Below are 16,293 nucleotides of genomic sequence, written 5' to 3'. Positions count from 1 at the left end.
ATACTCAGCCCGCGTTGTCGGCGGTCTGCGCGGCGTCGTCGGCGCCCGGACGGTTGCGCGCCACCGGCTTCGCGTCGATCCCGGACTCCTTGCGCTGCTGCGCGGTGATCGGCGCGGGAGCGTCGGTCAACGGATCGACACCGCCACCAGACTTCGGGAACGCGATCACCTCGCGGATCGAGCTCTCACCGGCGAGCAGTGCGGTGATCCGGTCCCATCCGAATGCGATACCGCCGTGCGGGGGCGCGCCGTAGGCGAAGGCGTCGAGCAGGAAGCCGAACTTCTCCTGGGCCTCGTCGTGACCGATGCCCATGATCTCGAAGACCCGCTCCTGCACGTCGCGCTGATGGATACGGATCGACCCACCGCCGATCTCGTTGCCGTTGCAGACGATGTCGTAGGCGTAGGCCAGCGCCGCGCCGGGATCGGTGTCGAGCGTGGCGAGCGATTCCGGCTTCGGCGCGGTGAAGGCGTGATGCACGGCGGTCCAGGCCCCGGATCCGACGGCGATGTCGCCGGAGGCAGTGGCGTCGTCGGCCGGTTCGAACAGCGGGGCGTCGACGACCCAGGTGAACGCCCAATCGTCGGCGCCGGTGGGCACCCCACTCGTTTCGCTCCCGGCGCCGGGGATCAGGCCGAGGCGAGAGGCGATCTCGCCACGGGCCGCTCCGAGGAGAGCGCGCTGCGCCTTCACCGGTCCGGCCGCGAAGAACACACAGTCGCCGGGTGCGGCCCCCACGTGCGCGGCCAGTCCCGCGCGCTCCGTGTCGGACAGGTTCTTGGCGACCGGACCACCGAGCTCTCCGTCCTCACCGACGAGGACGTAGGCCAGCCCCTTTGCCCCGCGCTGCTTGGCCCACTCCTGCCACGCATCGAGTTGGCGTCGCGGCTGCGAGGCCCCGCCCGGCATGACGACGGCACCCACGTAGGGGGCCTGGAACACGCGGAAGGGGGTGTCGGCGAAGAAGTCCGTGCACTCGACGAGTTCGATGCCGAAACGCAGATCCGGTTTGTCACTGCCGAAGCGGCGCATCGCGTCGGCATAGGTGATGCGCGGGATCGGCGTCGCGATCTCGACCCCGATCAGTTTCCACAGCGCGACGAGGATCTCCTCGGCGAGAGAGATGACATCGTCCTGGTCGACGAAGCTCATCTCGAGATCCAGCTGGGTGAACTCGGGCTGGCGATCGGCGCGGAAATCCTCGTCGCGGTAGCACCGCGCGATCTGGTAGTACCGCTCCATCCCGGCCACCATGAGCAGCTGCTTGAACAACTGCGGGCTCTGCGGCAGCGCGTAGAAGGTGCCGGGTTGCAGACGTGCCGGCACCAGGAAGTCGCGAGCGCCCTCCGGCGTCGAGCGGGTCAGCGTCGGGGTCTCGATCTCGACGAAGTCGTGGTCGGCGAGCACGCCGCGGGCAGCTGCGTTCACCTTCGAGCGCAGACGGAGGGCATGCGCGGGCTTGTCGCGACGCAGGTCGAGGTAGCGGTGGCGCAGTCGCGCCTCCTCGCCCGGCGCGTCGTCGAGTTGGAAGGGAAGGGGCGCCGAGGCGTTCAGCACCTCGAGGGCCGTCGCGTTGATCTCGATCGCGCCGGACGGGAGGTTGGCGTTCTCGCTGCCCTCCGGGCGCACCTCGACGACGCCCGTCACCGCGACACAGAACTCCGCGCGCAGGCGGTGTGCGGCTTCGGCGACCGACTCGTCACGGAAGACGACCTGGACGAGACCCGAGCTGTCCCGCAGATCGATGAAGACCACGCCGCCGTGATCACGGCGACGGGCAACCCAGCCGGCGACGGTGACGGTCTGCGAGGCGTCGGCGCTGCGAAGCGAACCGGCCAGATGCGTGCGGAGCACTCAGAGTCCTTCCAAGGGGGTACGAGATGGATCTCGGGTCATCCTACTTTCGCGCCGTTGACCTGCCCGCACCCGCCCGCGCTCGGGTCCTGTGGCCCGTTCCCGGATCCCGACACGCGCCGGTGTGCGATCGATCCGGCCACCGCCACACCGCCGGCGAATATGCTCGATGCTGCCGTCCCCGACGTCCCCTGTCCGGGCCGGGACGCGGTGTTCGCCGGACCGAGGAGCTCTCATGACATTTCAGGGTGGTGGGCCACTGGACACCGGCAACGTGTCGGGCGGCGGTGGTGGCGGTGGCGTGGGACGGATCGCGCTCGGCGGCGGCGCCGGACTCGTGATCACCCTCATCGCCCTGTTCTTCGGGATCGACCCGGGCTCGATCACCGGTGGCGCGGGTACCGGAACGTCGGCGAACAGCCAGAACTCATCCGAGATCGATGCACAGATCCGCTCGTGCACGATCGAGAAGGCCAACACCGACGACATCTGCCGGATCGTTGCGACCACGAACAGCCTCGATCAGGTCTGGTCGGAGCAGATGCGCGGCTACACGCCACCGAACACGAAGATCTTCTCCGGGTCGGTTAACACGGGATGCGGTGCGGCGACGTCGGCAACGGGGCCGTTCTACTGCCCGGCCGACAGCACGGCGTACTTCGATCCGACATTCTTCGCCCAGCTGAAACAGATGGGCGGCAGCGACGGTCCGCTCGCCCAGGAGTACGTCGTCGCCCACGAGTACGGCCATCACGTACAGAACCTGACCGGCGCACTCCAGAAGGGCAACCGCATGGGTTCGCAGGGTCCGCTGTCCGGCTCGGTTCGTGTCGAACTGCAAGCCGACTGCCTCGCCGGTGTCTGGGCCTATCACTCGGACAAGGGGCCCGATGCGATGCTCGAGCCGCTGACCCAGGATCAGATCGCCACTGTCGTGCAGACCGCGAAGGCCATCGGCGACGACACGATCCAGGGAGCCAACTCGAATCCGGAGGGCTGGACGCACGGATCGGCACAACAGCGTGTCCGGTGGTTCGGCACCGGATATGAGTCCGGCGATCCGCGCCGGTGCGACACCTTCGCCACCAACGATCTGTGAGCGCCCCGGCGCCCGGCGCAACCCGTACCCCATCCGTCGTCGACCGGCTCGCGGAACGCCATCTCGCCGATCAGGCCGGGCTCGATCCGTTCTTCGCGACAGAGATCGGTGTGCCCGGCCAGGACGACCGCCTCACCGACTTCTCCCCCGGTGCCTGCTACGCCCGTGCTGCCGCCGCCCGGGCCGCCGTCGGATCGCTCGAGTCGGCGCCGGTGGCCGACGAGGTCGACCGCGTCACCGTGGCGACGATGACCGCGTCGCTCCATCGCGAGATCGCGCTCGCCGAGGCGGGTGAGCACATCGGCGACTGCAATGTGATCGCCTCGCCGCTGCAAGCGGTGCGCGACGTCTTCGACCTGATGCCCACCGACACCGCGGAGGCACGCGAGATCTTCCTGGCGCGACTGTCCGGTATCCCCGACTGCGTCGACGGCATCATCGACGGACTGCGGCATCGGATCGCGCACGGGCCGCCTCTCGCCCGACGGCAGGCCGTCCTGGTCGCGGAACAGTCCGACGCGGCCGTTGCCGGAATCGCGGCCGACACCACCGCCCTCGCCGACGACCCCCGTCTCGCCGACGCGACCGCCCGGGCGCTCGACCGCGCCGGGTCGGCGTTCGCCGCGCTGGCCGTGATGCTGCGGACCGAGGTCGCGCCGTCCGCGGTGACCGACGACGCGGTCGGACGCGAGCGCTATCTCCGGTTCCTGCCCGCCCACCTCGGCGCCGACGTCGACCCGGACGAGGCATACGCGTGGGGTCTCGATCGTCTCGCCGCCATCGTCGACGAACAGGCCGCACTGGCCACCGAGATCGTCACGGGCGGCGGGGTGCGGGAGGCGATGTCACACCTGAACACGCTGCCGCAGTACGCCATTCATGATCGTCATGAGTTCGTCGGATGGATGCAGGAGCTGTCCGACCGGGCCGTTGACGCCCTGGCCGGGATCCACGTCGACCTGCCGCCCCGACTGACGAGACTCGAATGTCGGCTCGCACCGTCGGAGACGGGGATCATCTACTACACCCAGCCGAGCGCGGACCTGACCCGACCCGGCCGCATGTGGTGGTCGGTCCCACCCGAGCAGACGGTGTTCCACACCTGGCAGGAGACCACCACGGTCTTCCACGAGGGTGTGCCGGGTCATCACCTGCAGCTCGGCTCGGCCATCGTCTCCGACGACCTCAACGCATGGCGCAAGCTCGCCTCGTTCACCTCCGGCCACGGCGAGGGCTGGGCGCTGTACGCGGAGAGACTGATGGGCGAGTTGGGTTGGCTCGACGATCCCGGCGACCGGATGGGCATGCTCGACTCGCAGCGACTGCGCGCGGCGCGGGTCGTCGTCGACATCGGTGTGCACTGTCGCCTGCCCGCGCCAGCCGCACTCGGCGGTGGCACGTGGGACGCCGACAAGGCATGGCGGTTCTTGACCGGGTCGGTCGCGATGGATCACGCCGTGCTGCGCTTCGAACTCCACCGCTACCTCGGGTGGCCGGGGCAGGCACCGTCGTACGCACTGGGACAACGGGTCTGGGAACAGACCCGTTCGTCGGCCCTGCGTGCACACCCGGACTGGACGCTGCGGGACTTCCACACTCGTGCCCTCGCCCTCGGCGGGGTGTCGCTCGATGTGCTGGCCGACGAGCTGACCGCCGGCTGAATGGGGACTCTCTAGCCGAGCAGTTGTCGTATCTCGGCCAGGACGTCGTCGAGTGCGACCTGACGCTGCTCCCCGTTCGAGAGGTCTTTCACCTCGATTCGACGCTCCTCGAGCTCGCGATCACCCAGCACCAGCGCGAGACGCGCTCCCGAACGGTCGGCCGCCTTCATCGCGCCTTTGAGCCCGCGATCCCCGTAGGCCAGGTCGACGCTGATCCCTGCCGCTCGGAGTTGCCCTGCGACACCGACCAATTCGGCTTTCGCGTCGGCGCCCAGCGGTACCCCGAACACCTGACAGCGCGCGACGTCGGCGTGCGCGACACCCTCGGCCTCCAGCGCCAGCATCGTCCGGTCGACGCCGAGTCCGAAACCGATGCCCGAGAGATCCTGCTTTCCGCCGATCTGGCGCATCAGACCGTCGTAGCGGCCTCCGCCGCCGATGCCCGATTGCGCGCCGAGCCCGTCGTGGACGAACTCGAAGGTGGTCTTGGTGTAGTAGTCGAGGCCCCGGACGAGACGCGGGTTCAGTTCGTACGGCACGCCCAGCCGCGTGAGGTGGGTCAGCACCAGATCGAAGTGGGCGCGGGCGTCGTCGCTGAGGAAGTCGACGAGCAGTGGGGCGTCCGCGGTGGCCGCCTTGACCTCCGGCCGCTTGTCGTCGAGCACGCGCAGCGGGTTGATCTCGGCACGCCGGCGCGTCGGCTCGTCCAGGTCGAGGCCGAAGAGAAACTGCTGCAACGCCTCTCGATAGGGTCCGCGGCTCTCGGCATCACCGAGGGAGGTGATCTCGAGACGGAAGCCGGACAGACCGAGGCGACGGTAGCCCTCGTCGGCGATCGCGATGACCTCGGCATCGAGAGCCGGGTCGTCGACACCGATCGCCTCCACACCGACCTGCTGGAGCTGGCGATAGCGTCCGGTCTGCGGCTTCTCGTACCGGAAGAACGGCCCCGCATAACAGAGTTTGACCGGGAGCTGCCCCCGATCGAGTCCGTGCTGGATGACCGCGCGCATCACCCCGGCGGTGCCCTCCGGGCGCAGCGTCACCGACCGGTCCCCCCGGTCGGCGAACGTGTACATCTCCTTGCTGACGACATCGGTCGACTCTCCGACACCACGGGCGAACAGCCCTGTGTCCTCGAAGATCGGCAGTTCGATGTGCCCGTACCCGGCGAGCCGGGCGGCCTCGGTCAGGGTGTCGCGGACCCGACGGAAGTCCGTCGATGACGGCGGGAAGTAGTCGGGAATGCCTCTCGGCGCGGCGAACTCGGCGCTCACAGTCCGTATCGTCCCTTCTTGACGGTGCCCGAGGCCGAGAGGTCGGCCAGGAACGGGTTCCCCGCACGCTCGGCACCGATGGATGTCTGGGGTCCGTGTCCGGGAAGGACCTGGGTGTGATCGGGCAGCGGCAACAGCTTCTCCGCGATCGAGTCGAGCAACTGCTGATGATTCCCGCCAGGCAGGTCGGTCCGACCGATCGACCCGGCGAACAGCACGTCACCGGAGAAGCAGACCGGCACGACCGAGGGGATCCTCGAGGTCGTGTCGGCGGCATCCTCCTCGCCGGGATCGACCTCGACCGGGACCTCGATGCCGAGCAGGACCGAACCCTGCGTGTGCCCGGGCGCGAGATCCACCGAGATCCTGATGCCGGCGACGTCGATCTCCTCGCCGTCGACGAAGTCGATGACCTTCTCGGGCTCCCGGAACTCGAGGGAGCCGATCATGTCGCCGAGCGCCCGACCGAGCCCCACACCGGGGTCGGCGAGCATCGGCCGATCGTCGGCATGGATGTAGGCGGGGATGGAGAACTCGTCGCACAGTTCGGCGGCGTTCCAGGTGTGGTCGAGGTGACCGTGGGTCAGCAGCACGGCCACCGGCGTCAGGTCGTGCTCGGCGAGCAGCTCCCGGACCCGGGGCGCCGCGTCGTGCCCCGGATCGACGATGACCGCTTCCGCCCCTGCCTCCGTGGCGAGGATGTAGCAGTTCGTCTGGAACATGCCAGCCGCGAATCCGGTGATCAGCATCCGTCCATTGTGGCAAACGCCGTCGGCACACTCTGACGACAGCCCGTGCCGGCGATCTCGAGGAGCGGTGGAGATGTCGGTGCAGGTGTTGGCCGAGGACTCACCCGGCCATGGAACTCTCAGGTTCGACTGGCAGACTGGCCACTCGATGTAGCATCAGCGCCGATCGCATGCCCGGCCCCGGCCGGTGGCATGCCATCCCCCGGGGGAACCAGCTACGGCACACGAGTTCAGGAGGGTCCAACCGCGTGTCCACGAACGAGGAGCGTCGCGAAGCAGCCAAGCGCAAGCTCGAGGAACGTCTCGAGCGGGAGCGGCAGGAGAAGCGCCGACGCAAGATCATCATCGCCTCGGTGTCGACGGTGGTGGTGGTCGCGATCGTGGCGACGGCGACCACGCTGATCGTCAAGAAGGTCCTCGACGACCGCGAGGCGGCGCGCTGGACCTCCTGTGCCTTCGAGGATCAGCCGAGCCGCTTCGATCAGCTCCCCAAGGAGGTACCCGCCGAGGTGCCTGCGGATCAACGCGCCCAGGCGCAGGCCTACCTCGATGAGATGAAGGCGGGCGAGTCCAAGCAGCGCACGTCACCGAAGCCTGCGGAGAAGGAACTCAAGGAAGGCACCGCCGACCTCACTCTGAACACCAACCAGGGCGCGGTGCCGATCACGCTCGAGCGCACCGGCGCACCCTGCAACACTGCCGCGATGATCTCTCTGGCGGAGAACAAGTTCTATGACAATTCGCCCTGCCACCGGTTGACCGCAAGCGACACACTGAAGGTCCTGCAGTGCGGCGATCCGACCGGAACCGGCGCCGGCGGCCCGGGATGGTCGAGTCCCGACGAACTCCCGACCGACCTCAAGCCCGCGGGCCAACCGGACCCAATGTCGGGTACCGCACCGGTCATCTACCCGCGAGGCACCGTCGCCATCGCCAACAGCAACAATCCGCAGACCGGGCAGTCGAACACCGGCTCGAGCCAGTTCTTCCTGGTGCTGCAGGACAGCCAGTTGGCGCCGAACTACTCGGTGGTCGGCACGGTGGATCCGGCCGGCCTGACAGTGCTCGACAAGATCGCGGCGAACGGCCTGATGCCCGGGCCCAACGGCAATGCCCAGGACGGCCGGCCGAAGGAGCCCGTCGACATCACCACTGCGACCGTGGGCGGCGCAACGCAGGACTGACCACCGACCTCGGTGGCCTCAGGCCGCCGAGGTCACCCGGTACACGTCGTAGACGCCCTCGACGTTCCGCACGACGTTGAGCACGTGACCGAGATGCTTCGGGTCGCCCATCTCGAACGTGAACTTGCTGATCGCAACCCTGTCTCGGCTGGTGGTCACCGACGCCGACAGGATGTTGACCCGTTCGTCGGCGAGCACCTTCGTCACATCCGACAACAGGCGATGACGGTCCAGGGCCTCGACCTGGATGGCGACGAGGAAGATCGACGACGGGGACGGCGCCCACGAGACCTCGATGATCCGCTCGGACTGCTCGCGGAGCGACTGCGCGTTCGTGCAATCGGTGCGGTGCACGCTGATACCGCCGCCGCGGGTGACGAACCCCATGATCTCGTCCCCGGGAACGGGCGTGCAGCATTTGGCCAGTTTGGCCATGACGTTGTCGAGGCCCTCGACGACGACGCCGGCGTCACCGCCCTGCCGGGTGCGGGTCGGCAGGGTGGACGGCGTCGAGCGTTCGGCGATCTCGTCGACGGCGTCGTCGAGCCCGCCGAGGGAGGCGACCAGTCGATTGACGACATGTCGTGCGGAGACGTGGTTCTCCCCCACCGCGGTGTAGAGCGCCGTGACGTCGGCATAGCGCAACTCCTTGGCGATGGATGCCAACGATTCGGCACTCATCAAGCGCTGCAACGGAAGTCCGCCTCGGCGCACCTCCTTGGCGATTGCTTCCTTGCCGGTCTCGAGCGCTTCTTCGCGACGTTCCTTGGCGAACCACTGCCGGATCTTGGCCTTGGCCCGCGGCGACACGACGAAGTTCTGCCAGTCCTTCGACGGTCCGGCGTTGGGCGCCTTCGAGGTGAACACCTCGACGACCTCACCGTTCTCGAGGGTGCGTTCGAGCGCGACGAGCCGGCCGTTGACCCGGGCGCCGATACATCGATGGCCGACCTCGGTGTGTACCGCGTAGGCGAAATCGACCGGCGTCGATCCGGCCGGCAGAGTGATCACGTCGCCCTTCGGCGTGAAGACGAAGATCTCCTGCACGGCAAGGTCGTAGCGCAGCGACTCCAGGAACTCACCCGGATCGGCGGCCTCACGCTGCCAGTCGAGGAGCTGGCGCATCCACGCCATGTCGTCGATCTCGGCGGCATCGGATCGTTTCGGGTTCTTGCCCTTCCGATAGCCGCTCTCCTTGTACCGCCAGTGTGCGGCGATGCCGAACTCTGCCGTGCGATGCATCTCGGCGGTGCGGATCTGCACCTCGAGGGGTTTGCCCTCGGGACCGATCACCGTCGTGTGCAGCGACTGGTACACCCCGAAGCGGGGTTGGGCGATGTAGTCCTTGAACCGTCCGGCCATCGGCTGCCACAGCGAATGCACCACGCCGACGGCCGCATAGCAGTCGCGGACCTCGTCGCACAGGATGCGGATCCCGACCAGATCATGGATGTCGTCGAAGTCGCGGCCCTTGACGATCATCTTCTGATAGATCGACCAGTAGTGCTTGGGGCGACCCTCGACGGTCGCCGAGATCCGTGCCGAGCCCAGCGCGTTGTTCACATCCGCGCGGACACGGGCCAGGTAGGTGTCGCGCGACGGCGCGCGATCGGCCACCAGACGAACGATCTCCTCGTACCGTTTGGGATGCAGGATCGCGAACGAGAGGTCTTCGAGTTCCCATTTGACCGTCGCCATGCCGAGCCGGTGTGCGAGGGGTGCGATGACCTCCAACGTCTCCCGGGCCTTGCGCGCCTGCTTCTCCGGCGGGAGGAAACGCATGGTCCGCATGTTGTGCAGCCGGTCGGCGACCTTGATCACCAGCACACGCGGATCACGGGCCATCGCGATGATCATCTTGCGGATGGTCTCGGCCTCGGCAGCACTGCCCAGAGCGACCTTGTCGAGCTTGGTCACTCCGTCGACCAGGTGGGCGACCTCCGCACCGAAGTCCTTCTCGAGCTGTTCGAGCGAGTATCCGGTGTCCTCGACGGTGTCGTGCAACAACGCGGCCACCAGTGTCGTGGTGTCCATGCCGAGGTCGGCGAGGATCGTGGCCACGGCGAGCGGGTGCGTGATGTACGGGTCGCCGGACTTGCGCGTCTGGCCCTCGTGACGCTCATCCGCGACGTCATAAGCGTGCTGCAGCAGCGCGACGTCGGCCTTCGGATAGATCTCGCGATGCAGGGTGACGAGTGGTTCCAGCACCGGCCGCACCGGGCTTCGGGTGGCGGTCATCCGACGGGCGAGCCGGGCGCGGACCCTCCTCGACGCCGAGGAGGACGGCGTGGCCAGGGAATCGCCGTTGGTCATCGTTCCCGGCCGTGACGGTCCGCCCGTCTCGACCGGTGATCGGTCGTTCGCGGGCGTCACATCGGCGGCGGGTGATCCTGCCGCGTCGCCGACGCCGTGACGGGCGTCGGTGTCGGTGTCGTCGTGCATCGGGACCTCCTCCCGGCTCCGTTCGTATGCGTCGGCATCAACGCGGGCGCCCCGCCATCGTCCGTCTCCACCGGAGACGCCGAGACGGTGCACCCTCATCCTGCCGAACGCCGGATGAGGCGAGTCTAGTCCGGCCGTACCGCACGGAACCGCCGACCGCGACGTCGCGCGGGCTCGGGCGGCGTCTGGTGCGCCTCAGTCGAGGGTGACAGCGTGAACCGGCAGGTCGGCACCGAGGCCATCGGCGATCGTCGCCCGCCCACCGAGACCGTCGAGCTCCATGATCACGGCGACACCGACCACCTCGGCACCCGCCCTGCGCAGCAGGTCCCCGGCCGCGACGACGGTGCCGCCGGTGGCGAGGACATCGTCGACGAGCAGCACCCGCAGGCCGGTGATGTCGATTCCGCTGGCGGGGATCTCCAGACTGGCCGATCCGTACTCGAGCGCGTAGTCGATGTGGTGAACCGGCGGCGGCAACTTGCCGCCCTTGCGCACCGCGAGCACACCGACCTCTCGTTGCCGGGCCACGGCACCGCCGAGAAGGAAACCGCGGGCGTCGATGCCCGCGACGAGGTCGATGTCGCCGCAGCGATGAGTCAGTGCGGTGACGATCGAGGCGAGCCCGGCCGGATCGGCCAACACCGGGGTGAGGTCTTTGAACGTGATGCCGGGCGCCGGGAAGTCAGGGACCGTGCGGGCGTGTTCGTCGATGGCGGTACGGGCGTCGTCGAGCGCCCGGGCCGTCACCTCGTCGAGTCCCGTGTCCTGCGTGCCCGCGTCGTCGGTCCCAGCGTCCCCGGTCACTGCGTTGCCGGTTGCTGCATCGTCACTCACGTACCGTCCACCGATCCATGTTCCATCCGGTCCCGTTGCGGCCCAGACCGGCCACCACATTATCGACCAGCCCGTTCCAGCGCTGCACCCGCGGCGCGGCGAACAAGGGGATCGACGGGAGTGCCGACCACGCGGCGTTCTCGATCGCGCGGACCAGCGGCAACCGGTCGGCGGCGAGGTCGGCCGTGACGAGCGCGTCGACGGCGCCACTGACCTCGGGACTGCGGAATCCACCGAGATTCAGCGGGTCCCCACCACGGAGCTGATACGCGTCGCGTGACGGGTTGGCGGCGCCCGCAGCGGCGAAGCCCGCCCCGTTGGCGACGATCAGCGCGTCGACGGTGCGGCCCAGAGCGCCGGGGGTGATGTCGGGTGCCCCGGCGTCCACCACCTCGATCCCCACCCGCCGGCAGGATTCGGCCATCGCGGCGACCATCTTCTGATGCCGCGCCGTCGGCGCGAGGTACCCGACCCGGACCCTCATCGAGGCACGTCCCGCCTCGGCCTGTCCGTCACCGCTGAGCGCGCGTGCCCGCGGCAGGTCGGGGCGCGCGTACGCGCGACCGAACGATCCATTCAGTTGTCCGGCCAGATTGTCCGACGGCGGCAGGACGCGGAGGTTCCAGACCTGTGCCCCCTGTCCGAACTGCCGCGCGAGGGCGTCTCGCGGGATGCACGATGCCAGTGCCTGGCGCGCCCGCAGCGTGCCGAGGGCACCTCGCTGGGCGAGGACGACCTCTTCGACGGCAAGTGCTCGATTCGGCTGCGGAAGCGGTTGCACGGCAGCATCTCCGGACGGACGGATGTCGTCGTCATCGGTGAGGCCGCCGGTGACGTCCACGATGTCGAACGAGCCGTCGGCGAGCTTGCTGTCGGTGTCGGTGCCCCGTCCCCAGATGGCGATCCGCTGTGTCTGAGGGGCATCGCCCCACCACGTGTCGTTCGGGACCAGCACCAACCCACCCGACTCCGAGTACCCCTCGATCCGGTACGGACCCGAGGACGGGAACCTGGTCTCGTCGATCGGCCCGGGCGTCAGTGCGAAACCGGAGTTCCAGGCCTTGGCGATCTTCGTGGTCACCGCACGATTCCCGCCCCGTAAGGGATCCAACACTCCGGCGACACCGGCGTCACGGGCGACGACATGCGCCGGGAGAAGGGTGCCGGCACCGAACAGCGAGAGCCAGTCGCGATAATCGCGGCCCGGGGCGAAGGCGACCGTCGCGGTGCGATCGCCCGCTGCACAGTCGATCCGATCGATGTCGCGGTAGCCCGCTGTGGTCGCCGGCCGGAAACCGGGGAACCGGCCGCTCATCGCCGCCCAGGCCAGAACCAGGTCGTCGCAGTCGAGCGCCTGCCCGTCGGAGAAGCGCGCCCTAGGGTCGAAGTCGTACCGCAGCGTCAGACCTTCACCGGGAACCGGTGTGACGGTGCCGATGTCACGGTCCGGCGTCACCTGGCCCTGCGCTCCCAGATAGCTGAATCCGGGCAGCATCCGGGTCGTCGCCATGAGTACACCGTCGGCGTTGCCGTCGACGGTGTTCGCGTTGTAGCTGCTGATGCGTGCGTCGACCACGTAGTCGATGGTCGGCGGTCCGTCGTCGCCGCACGCGGTCAGCAGACCGGTCAGCGTCACGAGCACCGCCGCCAGTACCGTCACCGTCACGGGCAGGCCGGGTCGTCGGCGGGCCTGGCGCCCGGTCTGGTCGGTCACGACCCGTAGGTTAGCGCGACCGACGACGTTTCCCGGTGGGGCTCTGCGGTGCGTCGGCGTCGTCGCGACGTGCCGCACGGCCGCTCGACGACCGGCCCCGCACCGGACGCGGTGCATCGGACAGATCGTCGCCTGCCGCCACGCGTGCGCGGCGATCGAGGACGCGCTTCGTGTGGCGCGCGATGTCCTTGCGTCGTTCCTTGAGGGTCACCAGCAGCGGCGCCGCCAGGAAGATCGACGAGTAGGCACCGACGACGACACCGACGAGCTGGATCAGCGCGAGATCCTTCAGCGTGCCGACCCCGAGGAGCCACACCGCGATGACCATGAGCGCGATGATCGGCAGCACCGAGATGACGGTGGTGTTGATCGAACGCATGAGTGTCTGGTTCACCGCGAGGTTGGCCTGCTCACCGTAGGTGCGCCGGGTCGTCTGCAGGACCGATCTCGTGTTCTCGGCGACCTTGTCGAAGACGACGACGGTGTCGTAGATGGAGAAGCCGAGGATCGTGAGGAGACCGATGACCGTGGCCGGGGTGACCTCCCAGCCGACCAGCGAGTAGACGCCGGCAGTGACGATGATGTCGAAGAACAGAGAGGCGAGGGCTGCTGTGGACATCTCGCGGTCGAATCGCACCGCGATGTAGACGAACACGATCACCAGGAACACCGCGAGCGCGATCAGCATCTTCTGCGTGATCTCGCCACCCCAGGTGGAACTGACATCCGACGAACTGACCTCTGCGGCAGTCAGTTCCGGGGAGAACTTGTCGGCGAGGGCTCGGGTCACCTGTTCGGTCTGCTGGATGCTCAGGGTCTCGGTACGCACCTGGATCGTCTCGCTGGACCCGGATCCGGCGGTCTGCACGGACTCCGGTGCGTCTCCGAGCGTCTGGGAGAACACCTCCTCGACGGCATCGGTGGTCACACCGGCCGAGACCGGGATCGACACCTGGGTACCGCCCTCGAACTCGATGCCCAGGGTGAACCCACGGATCGCGATCGATCCGATACAGATCGCCAGGATGACCGCGGTGACGATGTACCAGGTGCGGCGTGCGGCGATGATGTCGAACGCGCCGGTACCGGTGTACAGCCGCGAGAGGAACGAGCGGTCCTTCTCGGCGACGAAGTTCGCGTCGGCGGTGGGGGTATCGACCGGCTCGCTGTCCTCGACGACCAGGTCGGGGGTGGATGCGGTCCGCCCGCCCCCGCTGCGTCCGGAGTTCGGACGCGCCGGTCCTTGCGGCCCAGGGGTCTGCATGCTCATTTCGCCGATCCTTCCGACGCGGTGACCTGCGACGACCGTTGCGCGACGCGGCGCTGACGGGCCACCTCGCTGACCGCGCCGAGTCCGTTGACGTTCGGTCGCGACAAGAACTCCGAACGACTCGCCAGGACGACGAGCGGGTGGGTCACGAGGAACACGACCACGACGTCGAGGATCGTGGTCAGACCCAGCGTGAACGCGAACCCGCGCACCTCGCCGACGGCCAGGATGTAGATGACGGCCGCCGCGATGAAGCTGACGGCGTTGCCGGACCAGATCGTGCGCCTCGCGCTCGCCCAGCCGCGCGGAACCGCGGACCGGAAACTTCGGCCCTCGCGCATCTCGTCCTTTATTCGTTCGAAGTAGACGACGAACGAGTCCGCGGTCATACCGATGCCGATGATCAGACCGGCGATACCGGCGAGGTCGAGCGTGAAGCCGATCCAGCGCCCCAGCAGGACGATGATGCCGTAGACCATCAGCCCGGACAGCAGCAGCGACAGCACCGTGAGGATGCCGAGCATGCGGTAGTAGAGGAGGGCGTAGAGCAGCACCGCGATCAGGCCGACCGCACCGGCGATGAGGCCGGCCTTCAGCGACGAGAGACCCAGCGTCGCAGAGACCGTCTCGGCATCGGACGCCTCGAACGAGAGCGGCAGCGAACCGTACTTCAGGACGTTGGCCAGGTCCTTGGCCTCCTGCTGGCTGAAGTTGCCGCTGATCTCGGTCTGCGGCGTGGTGATGGCGCCACGGATCTGAGGTGCGGAGACGACCTTGGTGTCCAGGGTGAACGCGGTCTGCTTGCCGACGTTCTGTCCGGTGTACTGCGGCCAGAAGTTCTGTGCCTCACCCTTGAACTCGACCTGCACGATCCACGAGCCGGCCTGCTGGGTGGTACCGGCGGTCGCGTTCTTGATGTCACGACCGTCGATGATCTCGGGCCCGAGCAGATAGACCTCGGTGCCGTCCTGCGAACACGCGACCAGGTATTGGTCGGGCAGATCATTGCCGAGCAACGGGTCGTTGGCGCCGGGCGAACAGTCCATCTTCGCCATCTGCGCGGTGAGGGCGTCGAGATTCGCCCCCGCCGGCGCCTGACGCAGTTTGCGCTGCTCGTCGATCGCGGCCGCCGACGTCTCGCCGTTCTCGTCCTCCGCGTCCGGTTGATCGTCTTTCGCGGGCTGCGGGGTCGCCGGCTGCACGTTCTCCACCGGCCGCACGAACAGCCGCGCGGTCTGGCCCAGGGTGCGGGCCTGCTTGCCGTCGTCGCCGGGAACGGTGATGACCAGGTTGTTGCCGTTGACCACGACCTCCGAACCGGACACACCGAGCCCGTTCACACGCTGCTCGATGATCTGTTTCGCCTGGTCGAGCTGCTCCCGTGAGGGCGGCTTGCCGTCAGGGGTACGGGCGGTCAGCGTCACGCGGGTGCCGCCCTGCAGATCGATACCGAGCTTGGGGGTCGGCGATCCGCCACCGGTGAAGAAGACCAGTCCGTAGACAACGGCCAGCAGCACGAAGAAAGCGGTCAGGGGTCTCCACGGCGGCACCTCACGGGGAAGTCCCGACCGCTTCGCCGACGCCCGGCGAGGTGTGGTCACTGCTGTTCTGGTCTCCTCAGGAAAGCACGCTCAGGCGCCAGGCCCCCGATGCGCGCGGACGATCCGGTCGGTCGCCCACTCTACTGACTGTGCGGTAACCCCCGGGTCCCGGTGTCCGCGCGGAAGCACCGCGGACGGGAGGTCCCGTCCGCGGTGTGCGTCACTTGTCGTCGGTCGGCTTGTCCGCCGGTCGGTCCGCGATGATCGTGTCGTCGGCGGGGGTGTCGGCCGGGTCGGTCGACGGGGTGTGATCGATCGACTCGGGCTCGATCTGCTCGGGGCGTTCGGTCAGCGCGCCCGGATAGGTGGCCGCGGCCTCGTCGGTCGGCACCACACGCACCACGGCGAGACGGTTGAACCGGGTGACGACGCCGGTGGCGATCTCCAGGTCGACGAAGTCCGATGCCGAGTCGTCCACGACGGTCGCGAACATGCCGGAGGTGAGCTGCACACGCGCGCCGGTGGCGACGGAGTTCTGCATCTCCTGCATCTCGGACATGCGCTTCTTCTGCTTGCGGATGCTCAGGAACATGAACCCCGCGAGCAGGGCGAGCAGGAGGGGGAAGAAGAGGGACTCCATGGTGACAGCAACAATCCTTGTCGG

General features: G+C 68.2%; 12 protein-coding genes. 3 read left to right on the top strand and 9 right to left on the bottom strand.

Annotation, left to right across the window (positions count from 1 at the left end; translation table 11 throughout):
- Window positions 1–4 precede the first annotated feature (4 nt).
- Entirely contained in the window at window positions 5–1,855 is a 1,851-nt protein-coding gene (aspS, locus tag EEB19_RS00795; protein ID WP_187582262.1) for an aspartate--tRNA ligase, read from the bottom strand.
- Between the two features lie 235 nt (window positions 1,856–2,090).
- Here aspS and EEB19_RS00790 point away from each other — a divergent pair, with 235 nt between their 5' ends.
- Both EEB19_RS00790 and EEB19_RS00785 read left to right on the top strand, forming a co-directional pair.
- Complete coding sequence (locus tag EEB19_RS00790) at window positions 2,091–2,954, top strand: neutral zinc metallopeptidase (protein WP_187582260.1); 864 nt, start codon at window positions 2,091–2,093, stop codon at window positions 2,952–2,954.
- Entirely contained in the window at window positions 2,951–4,615 is a 1,665-nt protein-coding gene (locus EEB19_RS00785; protein WP_187582258.1) for a DUF885 domain-containing protein, read from the top strand. Before EEB19_RS00790 ends, EEB19_RS00785 begins: the two co-directional genes overlap by 4 nt.
- 11 nt (window positions 4,616–4,626) lie before the next feature.
- Here the strand turns inward: EEB19_RS00785 and hisS are convergent, their stop codons facing one another.
- Window positions 4,627–5,892, bottom strand: coding sequence for a histidine--tRNA ligase (hisS, locus tag EEB19_RS00780; protein ID WP_187582256.1), 1,266 nt, complete (start codon window positions 5,890–5,892; stop codon window positions 4,627–4,629).
- A complete protein-coding gene (locus tag EEB19_RS00775; RefSeq protein ID WP_187582254.1) occupies window positions 5,889–6,641 on the bottom strand; it encodes an MBL fold metallo-hydrolase in 753 nt (250 codons plus the stop codon). The genes hisS and EEB19_RS00775 overlap by 4 nt, the downstream gene beginning before the upstream one ends.
- Before the next feature lie 248 nt (window positions 6,642–6,889).
- Between EEB19_RS00775 and EEB19_RS00770 the strand changes: the two genes are divergently transcribed.
- Window positions 6,890–7,825, top strand: coding sequence for a peptidylprolyl isomerase (locus tag EEB19_RS00770; RefSeq protein WP_187582252.1), 936 nt, complete (start codon window positions 6,890–6,892; stop codon window positions 7,823–7,825).
- A gap of 18 nt (window positions 7,826–7,843) precedes the next feature.
- Here EEB19_RS00770 and EEB19_RS00765 read toward each other — a convergent pair whose 3' ends face one another.
- The 6 genes from EEB19_RS00765 to yajC all read right to left on the bottom strand — a co-directional run bounded on the left by EEB19_RS00765 (window position 7,844) and on the right by yajC (window position 16,269).
- Complete coding sequence (locus EEB19_RS00765; RefSeq protein WP_187582250.1) at window positions 7,844–10,267, bottom strand: bifunctional (p)ppGpp synthetase/guanosine-3',5'-bis(diphosphate) 3'-pyrophosphohydrolase; 2,424 nt, start codon at window positions 10,265–10,267, stop codon at window positions 7,844–7,846.
- 195 nt (window positions 10,268–10,462) lie between these two features.
- Window positions 10,463–11,164: an adenine phosphoribosyltransferase gene (locus EEB19_RS00760; protein WP_187582248.1), complete on the bottom strand. Its 702-nt coding sequence runs from the start codon at window positions 11,162–11,164 to the stop codon at window positions 10,463–10,465.
- Window positions 11,097–12,770 carry an ABC transporter substrate-binding protein gene (locus EEB19_RS00755; protein ID WP_262365390.1) on the bottom strand — a complete coding sequence of 558 codons (1,674 nt, stop codon included), beginning with the start codon at window positions 12,768–12,770 and terminating at the stop codon, window positions 11,097–11,099. The genes EEB19_RS00760 and EEB19_RS00755 overlap by 68 nt, the downstream gene beginning before the upstream one ends.
- Window positions 12,771–12,828: 58 nt before the next feature.
- Window positions 12,829–14,088 (bottom strand): protein translocase subunit SecF, encoded by a 1,260-nt coding sequence (secF, locus tag EEB19_RS00750; RefSeq protein ID WP_187582244.1) that lies wholly within the window; start codon window positions 14,086–14,088, stop codon window positions 12,829–12,831.
- The gene (gene secD / locus EEB19_RS00745) at window positions 14,085–15,689 is read right to left on the bottom strand and encodes a protein translocase subunit SecD (protein ID WP_187582242.1); all 1,605 of its coding nucleotides are present in this window, start codon (window positions 15,687–15,689) and stop codon (window positions 14,085–14,087) included. Before secD ends, secF begins: the two co-directional genes overlap by 4 nt.
- Window positions 15,690–15,849: 160 nt before the next feature.
- Complete coding sequence (yajC, locus tag EEB19_RS00740) at window positions 15,850–16,269, bottom strand: preprotein translocase subunit YajC (RefSeq protein WP_187582240.1); 420 nt, start codon at window positions 16,267–16,269, stop codon at window positions 15,850–15,852.
- Between the last annotated feature and the right edge of the window lie 24 nt (window positions 16,270–16,293).

Origin of the sequence: Gordonia sp. OPL2 (genome assembly GCF_003797825.1) — a bacterium.
Classification (GTDB): Bacteria; Actinomycetota; Actinomycetes; order Mycobacteriales; family Mycobacteriaceae; genus Gordonia.
Note: the sequence above shows the minus strand (reverse complement) of the source record. Positions and strands in the feature narration are given on the sequence as shown.